This window comes from Hymenobacter radiodurans (assembly GCF_004355185.1).
Lineage (GTDB): Bacteria > Bacteroidota > Bacteroidia > Cytophagales > Hymenobacteraceae > Hymenobacter > Hymenobacter radiodurans.
This window is the reverse complement of record NZ_CP037922.1, coordinates 703,078-715,964: the sequence shown is the minus strand read 5'-3', so window position 1 is coordinate 715,964 and position 12,887 is coordinate 703,078. Positions and strand designations below refer to the sequence as shown.

Sequence of the window (12,887 nt, the reverse complement as noted above, 5' to 3'; positions counted from 1 at the left end):
AGCAGTGCTAACTGCCTACGCCAGCCGATTCAGCGGCGGTAGTATTGGCACCAAATACAGCTTGGCGCACCAGGTCAACCAGAAGCGCATCAGCAATACTGAGCGTATCGGGGGTAGCGGGCATATGATGGGGCAGAAAAAAGCCAGTGAGTGCACCAAAGCCTTCAGGATTAATCGGATGAAATGCCATTGACCAATCGGGAAAGCTACGCGCAGTGATGGGCTTATCCGTTAGCTTTACAACGTTGGAATGGCGCCCATCGAGAGCAATCTTTTCGAAAAGGGGCCTAGTAACCTCTGAATCGCCCTCAATCAGTTGGGCGATGTTGCCGTGGCTATAAAACAGGATGCCAGTGACATTATTACGCTCATTGTCGCGGCGGCATTGCGCCAGCAATTCCTGCAAGTCCTGATCAGATAGAGGCCGAACAGCCCGGCTCATGTAAGCAATATGGTTCATACAAAAAAAACATGGGCCACCACGCACCAGTCGAAAAGCCCTAGAATCTGCTAAGTGGCAAGCAGCCCTACGGACGAGCTTACAAGATACGAAGCCTTCATAACCTAGTTGCTGCAAATTAGGATTTGCGCTGGGCCTCTGTACTATACTGACATTCGTAACAAGCGTTCTTGCAAGCTGAATCCGAGGATTCCAAGTCAAAAATACGCAGTTTTTTCAGCAAAAAGCTCCCTGACAATTCTGCAGACAGCATTCTAGCTGACAACTTATAGCTCGTTTTACTTTAACGCTTCGCTCGAAACGACCACCTAATCCGGAAAACAGCTACCACATCGCCAGCCTCATCGGTTCCGATGCTGGTGCATACCACGGTGCGGCCCTCGCCAGTAATACGACTTTCGGCAATGGCCTTACCAATTTGCCCCCCATCGGTGCTAGTGAAGCGAATCAGGCCCACGGCTTTTTTGGTGAACTCCGCCTCCAGCCCCGTTACGAGCATCGACACGGGTGAGCCGCTGCTGATATGCATGAGCGCCAGTACGCCACTGGCCATTTCGGCGGCCATGCTCAGGCAGGCAAAGTAGATGCTGCGAAAGGGATTCTTGGTCAAATATTTATAGGGAACTGTCACGGTAGCCTGCTCCGGCGTTACGTCGCGCACGCGCAACCCTGCCAAGTAAGCCATAGGTAAGCTGCGCAACATAAACAGGCGCAACTTCAACGGATTCTGAATGGTGCGCCGGAAATCAGCGGCTTGAGGCGTATCGGGAGGGGCAACGGGCGAGGAAGACATCATAGTAAGTAAGATCGAACGGTGCTACTTTATAGCTCTGGCGCCTTCGCTGGCCGTGCTTTTTTAGTCTTACGCTCAGCCGGATAAACTACCAACTCCTGATAGGTAGAAACAGGATCTGTTTCGCGCCGAAAGTCCAGCTCTTCCAGCACGCCTACTACCAATTCCATGGTGGTGTAAACGAGGTTACCGTCTAATAAATGCCCCCCAATAGTCCGACCCGTAGAATCGGCAACGGCCAGATGCAGATGGCTGCCATTTATGGAAAGCGTACCCACCAGCGACACTACTTCAAAATGTCCTTTGTATTCGGTAGGCCCCGGCTGATTGGCAAGACGTAGACGAACAGACGTCAGGCTGCCCACGCCGGTAACTATAGTGGCGGCTTTTATCTGCTGGGCTTGTGCGAAAGCCTGTAGCTGCTGCCGTAAATCTTGGCCGGGCGCCAGGCGGAGCGCATACGTACGCATGGGCGATGACAGGGCAGAAACGACGGGCGCAGCAGTCGAAGGCATAGCGGTTTTAGTTTGGGCAAAAGCCTCAGAGACAGCCAGTCCCAGCAAAAGCAAAGTAAATAGAAAACGCATAGGGGCAGATTGCTAGCCACAAAGGTAACCGCTGCTCAATGGCGGCCTGTATTTTGCCCCCAGTGTGGAATATAGCTAAAAGTAAAGAAGAGAAAAACCAGCTCCGGCTGACTTTTCTCCTCTTTTCACTACCCTTCTGCACTCACCACCAGAACGATAGTGATGAGGGCGTTGCAGCGCCCTATTTATTAAAGCTTACGTTGCCGTAGCGAACTTTGATGTTTACGTTACCCGAATTCTTGGCGCTGGCTCCCCCAAACTTGCCTTGTGTATCGCTGGCGGTAGAGCTTCTTTCCTCTGATCTTACGCGCACTAAGTCTTTATCAACCAGAAGTTTACCGTGCAGGGTATTCACATCAAAGTCAAAACCGGCACCTTCCGAAAAATTCAGTAGAAAAGTACTGTAGCCACCATCCAGATTAATCTGGCGGAAGTTTTTGCCTGTATTGCGAACCTCAAAAACGGGGCAGTACTGCACTTTCATATCCAGCTGATCATTCAGCTGATCAATGCTGAATTTAGAGAAGCCCGACGAGCCGCGCAGGTTCCGAACAGTGCCTAGGGCCACATCGCCGTATTTGCTGTGCACCGTCAGATCGCGCACGGTACCGATGTCGATATCGGAGTAATTGTTGCGCAGGTCCACTACCTCTCCGGCATCTAGCCGAAGCTTGGAGTAGGAAGCATCGATGCTGGCTTTGCTGGCAAAAGCAATTGTGCTTTGACCATTACCTATGCGTAGCAGGTTCTGCGGGCCATCAAGGCGGCTTGTGCGCAGGCTACCATATTCTACCGCCAGCTCCGTGGTGCCCGTCAGATCATTGTTGATGCTGACATCGCCGAAAGTATTGTACACTCGCAAAGAAGTATTTTTGGGTAGCCATACGGTGTAGTTCACTTCGTATAGACGCTGGCGGCTGGCGCAGCCGTTAGGCATCGCCCCAAACTTCGATTGCACGGCAATGCCGCCCGTAGCGGGGTCATTTTCTTGCATTCGCACCTGTATCATGTTCATCAATTCCTGCGCTTTCTCATCCGAATCGGCGCGGGTAATGATGTCAACATCAGTGCGGATCTCGGCCCGATTCCAGGTATTAATCTGAACACGACCGTAGCGGGTTTGCAGGGAATATGGCTTATCGACGCGAGCTGCAAAAGTGCGGCTCAGCTTGCGGCTTTTTTCTACGGCTGGCACGGCGCTCATTTCCTGCTGGCCTTGGCTGCCCTGCTGCACAGGCGAAGTAGAAGGCTGAGTGCTACCTTGCTGCTCCACGCTCGGCTGTGTGTTGCTCGCCCCTTGGTGGTAGTGATCAATAACAACTGTCACCGGCTCCATAGGAGAGATCTGCTCAGCTTTTAGGGGCTGAATCATCATTAGACTTGCGGCCAATGACAACAGAAGATAGTTAAAACCCATCCAGACCGTTTTCATCGCTTGCGACTATTTTTGGCCACTTCTGGCTCCTCAGCGTGGTACTCTAGAATTCGTTCGCGAGTACGTAGCTGCTGGTTTAAGATATCAACCCTGATTTGCAGGTTACGATTCATTGCATCGAGCACCATATCTGGCTCCGGGTTGCGGTAAAGCTCGGTTTTGAGTTGTGCGTAGGTCGAGTCGAGCACAGCCAGTTCGCGTTGCCAATCGGCAGCTGGCGCGTTGGAGCTCTCTTCTTCCAGCTGGCGCAACTCGCCGGCCCGTTCTTTAATCTGCGAGGCGAAGTAGGCTTCCATCTGCTTCACAGCCGTATTCAAACGCTGCGTGGGGGCATTGGCGGCGGCCGTAGCTACAGGGTTAGTTCCAAAGTAGAAGGAATCGTTGGTTTCTTCCTCAGTAGGTGCCGTAGTAAGGTAAGGTGAAGGACTAATGCTCGTCCAGGCAGAAGCAGGTTGTGGCGAGGCGGAATTTTTCCAGAAAAGCCCCCCACCGGCTACTACCGTAAGGGCAACAGCGGCAGCAATACCAAAACGGCCACTCCAGAGGGCTTTTTTGGATGGAACCACTGGCTCGGGGGCCAGCTTTATCACGCGCAAGGGCACTTCCTCTTCCGTTTCGTCGAACGCCACGGTGGACGTTGTCAGCTCTTCTTCGATGCTGTCCCACAAATCGGGGCGCGGCTCGAACGCGTCAAAATCGGCGCGGTGCTGCTCTACGAAAGTTTCCAGTGATTTCTTATTCTCGTTCATACAGGTGGTTATTCGCACGTTTCTCCCCTTCCGACCGTGGCCCGCTATCATGTGGGTGGAGCGTCAGCCCGGCCGGTTCATCTACGTTTATTAGGTGCTTTACAATCCGTGCTGGCGCCCTAGTTCCAACAATTTTTTTCGGGCTCTGCTATACTGTGATTTAGAGGTTGATTCAGTTATATTCAAAATGCCTGCTATTTCGGCGTGGTCATAGCCTTCAAGCAGATACAATGAGAGTACTACGCGGTAGCCATCGGGTAGTTCCTGAATGCAGCGCCGCAAGCGGTCGGCTCGCCAACTTACTTCCGTAAAGTCGGTATCGTCGTCCTGCTCGGAGCCAACCGAATCGTGCTGTTCGGCCAGAGGAACTAACTGCAAGCGCCGATTGCGCAGGCAGTTAATACTTTTATTAATGACGATGCGCTTGAGCCAGCTCCCGAACGACGAGTCGCCTTTGTAGCTATGCAGTTCACGAAACGCGCTCAGAAACGACTCCTGCAACACGTCCTCCGCCTCGGCAAAGTCGCCGGTGATGCGCAGGGAGGCATTGAACATCGCCTTCGCGTAGCGCTTATAGATTTCAGCTTGGGCACGGCGGTCGCCCAAACGGCAACGCTCCACCAATGGGGCGTTGATATCAGTATACGCAAAAGCCTCCATGTGCGGTATTTGGGTTGTGCATGCTCAGAAATAGTAGCCCGTGAATATCCGGATTTCTTCGCTAAACTCCTCGTTCTGATGGGTAAGCGAGAGAAAGACAATGAACTATAAGGCGGGGTTGCACGGGGTTTAAGACTAAATAACCCATGTCGCGGCGTAGTTTAAAATTAGTGGCTGGGGGCGTCTCCCCAATCTGTGCTGCTTACTCCCAAATGCAGTTCGCCTCCGTGAGAATAAGGGGCTGGCCATCCGTAATCACAATGGTGTGCTCGTGCTGAGCCACAAAGCTGCCATCTTTGGTAGCCATCGTCCAACCGTCGCTGAGCGAATGAGCCAGTGTAGCGCGGGTGGAAATAAACGTCTCTATCGCTACCACCGAGTTCTTCTGGAAGCGCTTGCGGTTGTAGCGGTCATAGAAGCAGGGAATTTCCGTGGGTTCCTCGTGCAGGCTGCGACCAATTCCGTGCCCCACTAGGTTCTTGATCACCCGAAAACCCGCTTTGCGCGCTTCACCTTCAATTAGCCCACCGATATCGGCAATACGTACGCCGCCTCGAATGCGGCTGAGTGCGATGCGCAGGATCTGGCGGGAGGCATCGACCAAAGGTTGATGCTGGTGAATATCGGGCCCGAGCACGAAGGAGCCGCCGTTATCGGCCCAGTAGCCGCCCATCTCTGCTGAGACGTCAATGTTCACCAGGTCGCCGGGCTGCAGCACCTTGCGGACCGAGGGAATACCGTGCGCCACTTCATTATTCACGCTAATGCACGTCCAGCCCGGAAAGCCATAGGTAAGCCGCGGCGCCGATTTAGCCCCGAAGGCGGCCAAAATACGTCCGCCATAGTCGTCTAGCTCTTTGGTTGTCATGCCCGGCTGAGCGTATTCGCGCATTTGCTTCAGAGTGGTGCCAACGGCTTCGCTAATGCGCTGAAGGCCGATTAAGTCTATGTGAGATGTGATGGACATGGAGCGCAGGGGTTAGTCATCTGATCTAAGACAATGTTGGCTGGCAAACGCTGATAAAGCGACGCCTGTTTTCGTTAGCAAGCAGCTATAAGCCTTCTAACATAGAAGTTATCTCTATCATCCTCTACCCAACAGGAATATAGATAACTCAAATTGCGATAAATAATCCTTTCCCCAAAAATGAATAAAAAAGGCCCGTGTGATTTACACACGAGCCTTTTTATTGAAAGGGCAATCCGCTTAGTGTACTTTTTATATGTCAATTATATGTCAAACTTGATTCCCTGGGCCAGAGGCAGTTCGCGCGAATAGTTGATGGTGTTCGTCTGCCGACGCATGTAGATTTTCCAGGCGTCAGAGCCCGATTCGCGGCCGCCGCCGGTTTCTTTTTCGCCGCCGAATGCACCGCCTATTTCGGCGCCGGAAGTACCAATATTTACGTTGGCAATCCCACAGTCGGAGCCTGCCTGTGACAGGAATGCTTCGGCCTCGCGCATATTTAGGGTGAAGATGGACGAGGACAAGCCTTGGCGTACGCCATTTTGCAGGGCAATAGCTGCGTCTACGTCACCGCTGTATTTGATCAGATACAGGATAGGCGCGAAGGTTTCCTCCTGCACCGTGTGGTACTGATTTTCGGCTTCGACCAAAGCGGGCTGCACATAATTGCCCCCCGGATACTGGTCACCCGTCAAAATTTGCCCCCCGGTCAGCACTTTGCCTCCCTCCTGCTGCACTGCTTCCAGCGCTTCGCTGAAACCACGCACGGCGGCTTCGTCAATCAGCGGACCTACTAGGGTACCTTCCATCAGCGGATTACCGATGGGCAGCTTCGGATATATGGTGAGCAAACGCTGCTTTACGTCCTCAAAAATGGATTCGTGAATGATGAGGCGGCGCGTAGTGGTGCAGCGCTGGCCGGCCGTACCCACGGCCCCGAATACAACGGCGCGCATGGCGATATCCAGATCGGCGTGCTCGGTGAGGATAATGGCATTATTGCCCCCAGCTCCAGTAGCGCCCGACCCAGACGCGCACCTACTACTTCGCCTACCTTCTTGCCCATGCGAGTAGAGCCAGTAGCCGACACCAGCGGCACGCGGCCATCGGCGGCCATCAGCTGGCCTATTTCGGCGTCGCCAATGATGAGGTTAAAAATACCTTCGGGCAGCTCATTTTCGGTCAGTACGTCGCGCAGAATATGTTGCACGGCCACGGCAGTAAGGGGCGTTTTTTCGGAGGGCTTCCAGATGCTCACATCACCACAGACGGCGGCCAGCATGGCATTCCAGCTCCATACCGCCACCGGGAAGTTGAAAGCCGAGATAATGCCTATTACGCCCAGCGGGTGATATTGATCATACATGCGATGGGCGGGCCGCTCCGAGTGCATGGTAAAGCCGTGCAGCTGGCGCGAAAGGCCCACCGCGAAGTCGCAGATATCAATCATTTCCTGCACTTCGCCCAAGCCTTCCTGCAGAATTTTACCCATCTCGTAGCTTACTAATTTGCCGAGTGGCTCCTTGTAGTCGCGCAGCTTATTACCGATTTGGCGGACAATCTCACCACGCTTGGGAGCTGGTACTAGCCGCCAGGTCTGAAACGCCGCTTGAGCCGTTTGTACCACCTGCTCATAGTCGGCGGCGGTAGCAAAGCTTACTTCACCAATCAGCTGGCCATCGGCGGGCGAATGAATAGCGCGGGTCTTGGTATTGCTGGCGCCGCCCCATTTCAAACCGGTGCTGAAGGCTGGATTGCGGGCTTCGATGCCTAATTCACGCAATACCGCCTTGATACCGTGCGGATCATGCTCTTGTACATCGGTGCCCGTAGCAGTGGCTTCTTCGAGTGCTTGTTTCATAAAATCAAGGGAAATAAAAGCTGGGGAGGGGTGGGTGGTACGAGTAACAAAACTAACAAAAAAAGCCCCCAGTTTTCTGGGGGCTTTTTTTGTGCTCTACCTAAGTCGTTTATTCGGCCTGACCAATAGGATAATAGGCTTTGCGGCCATCAGGATAGATACCTTCAACTAAGGCCCCATCACCGTTTTTGGCAATTTCCAAATAGCGCTGCACGTCCTGGGGCTTCGACACCTTATTCTTGTCGATGCGCGTGATGATGAAGCCATCAGCAATACCCGTCTGGCGGAAGTTGCTGTCGCGGATGCCCTTGATTTTGGCGCCACCTTCGATGCCGAGTTTGCTTAGCTCTTGGCTCGTAACAGGCTCCAGCGTAGCACCTTCGTACTTCACAGCCTTCGCCACTTCCGCCCGTACTACATCGGTAGTGCCGGTAGCGTTGCGAAGCGTAGTAGTAGTGGTGCGCTCGTTGTTGCCACGTAGGAAGGCTACTTTAATCTTGTCGCCGGGGCGGTAGCGGGCTACCTGCTCCTGCAACTGCGATGAAGTGTTCACCTTCGCGCCGTTGATTTCAGTAATCACGTCGCCTTTTTCTAGGCCGGCAGCCGCGGCGGCGCTATTCTCGCTTAGCTCCTCCACGTATACGCCGTTCAGGTTTTTCAGCTTTTTCTCGGAAGCCAAACGGGCATCTACTTCCCGGATCTGAACACCAAGCAAAGCACGCTGCACTACTTTATATTTCAGCAGGTCATCTACTACTTTGCTCACAATGCTGCTGGGCACGGCGAAAGAGTAGCCTTCAAAATTGCCGCTTTGAGAAGCAATAGCTGAGTTGATACCCACTAGGTCACCATTCAGATTCACCAGTGCGCCACCCGAGTTACCCCGGTTTACAACGGCATCAGTCTGCAAAAATGACTCAAGACCCATGCGGTCTTCGCGCTGCAGAATACCAATATTGCGGCCTTTCGCGGAAATAATACCAGCCGTTACAGTCGAGTTAAGGTTGAATGGGTTACCGATAGCCAGCACCCACTCCCCGACTTTCACATTATCGGAGTTGCCGTAGCGCACGAAGGGCAGGTTGTCGGCTTGCACCTTCAGCAGGGCGAGGTCCGTGGTCGGGTCAGTGCCCACCAGCTCAGCCTTGTATTTACGCTTGTCGTCCAGAACGACTTCAATTTTGTCAGCCTTATCAATCACGTGATTATTGGTGACGATATAGCCATTAGCCGCGATGATAACACCTGAGCCCGAGCCCATCTGAGGACCAGCTTGGGGCGACTGATGATACTGATCAAAGTCCTCACCAAAGAATTGACGCAAAAGCGGGTCCATGCGCTGAGAACCAGCATTACTGCGCATTTTGGGAGCGTACTCAGTCATTACGTGAACCACAGCTGGCGTCACCGATGAGGCGGCCGCCACAAAGTTTAAGCCTTCAGGCACTACATAATCACTGTTGCGCAACTCACTGGTATAGCGCACATTCGGATCGGCGGCTACTACCTGCGGTGCATTGGAGTTGGTAGGCTCTAATAGCTTATACCCGCCCACGGCCACGCCCCCGCCCAGAATGGCAGAACCGAGCAGGCCGAGCATCATTTGTTTTGCTTGCATGGGTAAGAAACGAGGATTGGATATGAGAAGAAGATGAATTTAAAGCAAAAAAGGCAAGGTTCAAATATGAACCTCGCTCCTACTATAAGATGCAACCTAACGCAGCGAGGTTGCTTATATGTACAACAGAAGAGATTTAAAAAAAGGCTCCAAATCCGGAGCCTTTTTTTAAATCATATACTTAACGCACTTCAATGTGGTACTTGGTCACTTTTTTACCGTCGAAAGGTAAGCGAACACGCAGAATTCCGTCCGTCATTTCGGCTTCAATTGCTGTCACATCTACTGTATCAGGTAGGCGGAAGGTGCGGGTGAAGCTGCCGTAATTAGTTTCAACGCGGCGGAAGTGGGGGGCATTTTGCGTCTCACCTTCTTTAGCCTCAGCAACTTCAGGCGCTTTGCGCTCACCGCTGATAACGAGCTTGCCTTCTTGAAAATCAATTTTAACGGCTTCCTTCGCTACGCCAGGCAGCGCTAGGTGCAGTTCGAAGCCAGCCTCCGATTCGAGGATATCGGCTTGTGGAGTGAAGGATTTAGCAGGCTCAGTGGTGGTAGGCAGGGTATCACGCAAAAGCTCATTCAATACAGAATTGAAAGCGCGGGTTGAGCGAGTAGCAGGACGGTTATTATACAGAATAGTAGCCATGGGTAAAGATGTTTTAAGGAGTCAGAGTGAAGGCCGTTTTGAAGCGGCCTTCACTCTTATTCAATAAAATCTGTACCAAGCCACAGACGAGTACTTTCAACTGCCAAAAAGTCTTATGACTGCTTGGAAGGCAACAATAAGAATTAGTAATTATTGAAAAATTGTCCCTTTCAAGAGTGTCAGAACTATATTTTCCTCACAACCTTTAATGCCATTAAGTCAGTATTTTGATGTATTGTATACAACAGCTTTGACTCACACGGTTAAAAAGCCCCCGTGTTACTTTTTATGCACGAGCAACACTAGTGCTGCGTCGGTAACTGACGACGCTCAAATGCCTGCTTACCCTTGAAAATGGTATAGCGCAGATCTAAGCCGAGCACGGGAGTCACAAAGTTGCGACGCCCCCCTGGAATAACGACTTTACCATCTATGTCAGTCTGTTGAAGCACGTTACTATAGGCGCTTTGATAAGCAAACCAGGGGGTAAAGTCGAAGTGGTCGGATAACCGAAAGCCGACTTCTCCTCGTAGAGCCGTGAAGTCAATCGTGCGTTCTTTCGGCTCATCTTCATCTCGCTGAAAGCGCAGGTAAGCAAATGCTTCATACGACAGGCGTGGCCGCAGCACTACCTGCCCCCCTACCGGAATTAGTCGATCAAGGTCAAAGCGAAGCCTTGTGCGGGCGCGGCTTTCATTACCCACACCGCCCGGAATAAGGTATTCGACACCCAACCGCTGACGAAAATTAAAGCTTCCCAGCGTATTCCAATGCCGCAAAAACAGCTCAGGAGCTACATCAACGTAAAGCGAGGATACATCTCCACCACCAGTAGTAGAATAGCTACTTAGCCCAAGAGTTGCGCCACCGCTCCAGCGAGTATTCCAAAATCGCTCATAGCCCATATTCAACCCCGCCCGATCAAGATTGAAGCCGTCGAAGCCGCCGGTGGAGAAAGGCGTATTGGTTCCTAAAAACAGATAATCATCGCCGGACAATGCATATTCAGCTTGCAGTACCGGAGATACTTCCAGCCCATTCACAACCCTGCGACTCTGGCCTTTTACTAGCGCTCCGTTTAGCAGTGCAAAGAGTAGGATAACTAAAAATGCCCCCAGCGTCTGGGGGCATTTTTTGAGAAATACTTTATACATTGATAGGAGCCGATGCATCGGCAGCAAGAGATGGAGTGGTGGCACCTAGCTCACGCAAGGTAAGCCAGGCCATAAGTCCAGGGCCCGTTTCGAGGGCCTTAGGGTCGATGTCGAAGGTGGGCGTATGTACGGAGGACTTGTGGCGGCCGTCGGGGGCGCAAGTGCCGAGGCGGTAGAAACAGGCATCAGCTTGCTGAGAAAAGTAGGCAAAATCCTCAGCGGCCATCCACTGATCCAGCTCAACCACGTTTTCTGCGCCCAAATATTCCTCAGCCGCGGCGCGCGTGCGCGCCGTCAGTTGCGGCTCATTTTCGAGGTAAGGATATCCCCGGCGAATCTCTAGCTCGCAGGTAGCTCCCATCGATTCGGCTATGCCTTCCACCAGCTTACGCAGATGTATGTGAGCCTCGTTGCGCCATTCTTCATTAAGGGTACGGAAAGTGCCTTCCACGTACACTTCATTGGGAATCACGTTGGTAGCACCATTCGCAATCACTTTACCGAATGATAGCACCGAGGGCAGCTTAGGATTGGCGCGGCGACTCACTATTTGTTGGGCAGCAACGATAATATGGGCCGTAATCAGCACCGGATCAATGTTTTGCTCGGGCATGGCGCCGTGGCCGCCCTTACCCCGAACAGTCATGTACAGCTCGTCGGTGCTAGCCATGTAGCGACCGGGCCGCAGCCCCACCTTACCAGCTGGCAGCATCGGAAATACGTGCTGACCAAATACGCTGGCCGGAACTGGGTTTTCCAGAACGCCTTCTTTTATCATGAGCGATGCGCCACCGGGTAGTATTTCCTCACCGGGCTGGAAAATCAGCTTTACAGTGCCTTCAAACTCAGTGCGCAATTGGGTCAGAATACGGGCGGTTCCCAGCAGGGACGAAGTGTGCACATCATGGCCGCAGGCATGCATCACGCCCGGCTTGGTGGAACGATATGGCACATCGTTAGTCTCCTGAATGGGCAGTGCGTCCATATCGGCACGCAAGGCTACGGTGCGGCTATTAGGGTTTTTGCCTTCGATAAGAGCTACCACACCGGTAGTAGCCAGCGGCTGCGGAGCCAAACCAAGTTTTTTCAGCTCCGCCGTTACAAAAGCTGCCGTATTTACCTCCTGAAAGGAAAGCTCAGGATGCGCATGCAGATGCTCGCGCAAAGCAACAGTCTCGGCAGCAGTAGCGGCCGCTAGCTGTTGAATACGGGAAAGAAGGCTCTGGCTCATGGGCAAGAAGTTAAAGGCTTTGATAGCAGCTAATTCGGCTTCATAAAGTGACTGGGAACCTAAAAGTAACAGTGCCCCCGCTGTGTAGCCCCGGCAGACTAAAACCGGGTTTTGTTCAGCACTACTTGTGTCGGCTGCAATTGAGCTTTCGGAGCCAAGGGCTTAATGCGCAGCATAGCTTGCTCGGCTTCCAAACGAGTTAAGTAATCACCAATAAGCAAGCGATAGGTCGGCTGTTTAAAGGTTATGTAGTCCGTTTCCTCGGGGTAACGACTGATAACAGCGCGGCGGATAGCCATTGCCTGGTCGCGCTCCAATCCTACGTACGCCAGAATGCGGTAGCCTTGGGCATACTTCACGTTCTGGTTCGTGACAGCCTGGTCGCGAAGGCGCTGGTCAATCTGGCTGTTCACGTGATTTGTCGGCATTACGGCGGGCTTCGGACCAACTGGCTGCGCAGTAGCTGCCGGCGACGTGAATACCGGCCGGTAACGGCTCAGATCTTCGGCCGGCACCGACCGCCGGGTAGTATCAGGGGTAATGGCCTTACCTACTGTTCCTGAGGCCGCGCACGACGCCAGGGAAAGTAAGGCGGAGAATAAAATCACGTTACGTAGCAGGAATTTCATCTTCTTTCAACAGAACCAAACTATTGGAGGACCCTATCCGATGAGCGCCAGCAGCTAGCAAAGCCAGCGCTGCCACCCGGGTCCGAATGCCGCCCGC

At 52.8% G+C, this 12,887-nt stretch carries 12 protein-coding genes and 1 pseudogene; all 13 read right to left on the bottom strand.

Annotation, left to right across the window (positions count from 1 at the left end; genetic code table 11):
- Positions 1-7: 7 nt before the first annotated feature.
- Complete coding sequence (locus EPD59_RS04255; protein WP_133271695.1) at positions 8-460, bottom strand: BLUF domain-containing protein; 453 nt, start codon at positions 458-460, stop codon at positions 8-10.
- Between the two features lie 283 nt (positions 461-743).
- Positions 744-1,256 carry a PaaI family thioesterase gene (locus EPD59_RS04250; protein ID WP_133271694.1) on the bottom strand — a complete coding sequence of 171 codons (513 nt, stop codon included), beginning with the start codon at positions 1,254-1,256 and terminating at the stop codon, positions 744-746.
- A 26-nt stretch (positions 1,257-1,282) separates the two neighbouring features.
- Positions 1,283-1,768 carry a PPC domain-containing DNA-binding protein gene (locus tag EPD59_RS04245; RefSeq protein ID WP_240731616.1) on the bottom strand — a complete coding sequence of 162 codons (486 nt, stop codon included), beginning with the start codon at positions 1,766-1,768 and terminating at the stop codon, positions 1,283-1,285.
- 253 nt (positions 1,769-2,021) lie between these two features.
- Complete coding sequence (locus tag EPD59_RS04240; protein ID WP_165963470.1) at positions 2,022-3,236, bottom strand: hypothetical protein; 1,215 nt, start codon at positions 3,234-3,236, stop codon at positions 2,022-2,024.
- Between the two features lie 32 nt (positions 3,237-3,268).
- Entirely contained in the window at positions 3,269-4,024 is a 756-nt protein-coding gene (locus tag EPD59_RS04235) for a hypothetical protein (protein ID WP_133271691.1), read from the bottom strand.
- 99 nt (positions 4,025-4,123) lie between these two features.
- On the bottom strand, positions 4,124-4,684 hold the full coding sequence (locus tag EPD59_RS04230; RefSeq protein ID WP_133271690.1) for an RNA polymerase sigma factor: 561 nt from the start codon (positions 4,682-4,684) through the stop codon (positions 4,124-4,126).
- A gap of 202 nt (positions 4,685-4,886) precedes the next feature.
- The gene (map, locus tag EPD59_RS04225; RefSeq protein ID WP_133271689.1) at positions 4,887-5,651 is read right to left on the bottom strand and encodes a type I methionyl aminopeptidase; all 765 of its coding nucleotides are present in this window, start codon (positions 5,649-5,651) and stop codon (positions 4,887-4,889) included.
- A 263-nt stretch (positions 5,652-5,914) separates the two neighbouring features.
- A pseudogene (gene amaB / locus EPD59_RS04220) lies at positions 5,915-7,512 on the bottom strand (L-piperidine-6-carboxylate dehydrogenase).
- Positions 7,513-7,621: 109 nt separating this feature from the next.
- Positions 7,622-9,130, bottom strand: coding sequence for a Do family serine endopeptidase (locus EPD59_RS04215; RefSeq protein ID WP_240731615.1), 1,509 nt, complete (start codon positions 9,128-9,130; stop codon positions 7,622-7,624).
- 181 nt (positions 9,131-9,311) lie between these two features.
- Positions 9,312-9,776: an Hsp20/alpha crystallin family protein gene (locus tag EPD59_RS04210; protein WP_133271688.1), complete on the bottom strand. Its 465-nt coding sequence runs from the start codon at positions 9,774-9,776 to the stop codon at positions 9,312-9,314.
- Positions 9,777-10,078: 302 nt separating this feature from the next.
- Positions 10,079-10,930 carry a hypothetical protein gene (locus tag EPD59_RS04205; protein WP_133271687.1) on the bottom strand — a complete coding sequence of 284 codons (852 nt, stop codon included), beginning with the start codon at positions 10,928-10,930 and terminating at the stop codon, positions 10,079-10,081.
- Complete coding sequence (locus tag EPD59_RS04200) at positions 10,923-12,161, bottom strand: M20 metallopeptidase family protein (RefSeq protein WP_133271686.1); 1,239 nt, start codon at positions 12,159-12,161, stop codon at positions 10,923-10,925. The genes EPD59_RS04205 and EPD59_RS04200 overlap by 8 nt, the downstream gene beginning before the upstream one ends.
- A gap of 98 nt (positions 12,162-12,259) precedes the next feature.
- Positions 12,260-12,790: a sporulation protein gene (locus EPD59_RS04195; RefSeq protein WP_133271685.1), complete on the bottom strand. Its 531-nt coding sequence runs from the start codon at positions 12,788-12,790 to the stop codon at positions 12,260-12,262.
- Positions 12,791-12,887 lie beyond the last annotated feature (97 nt).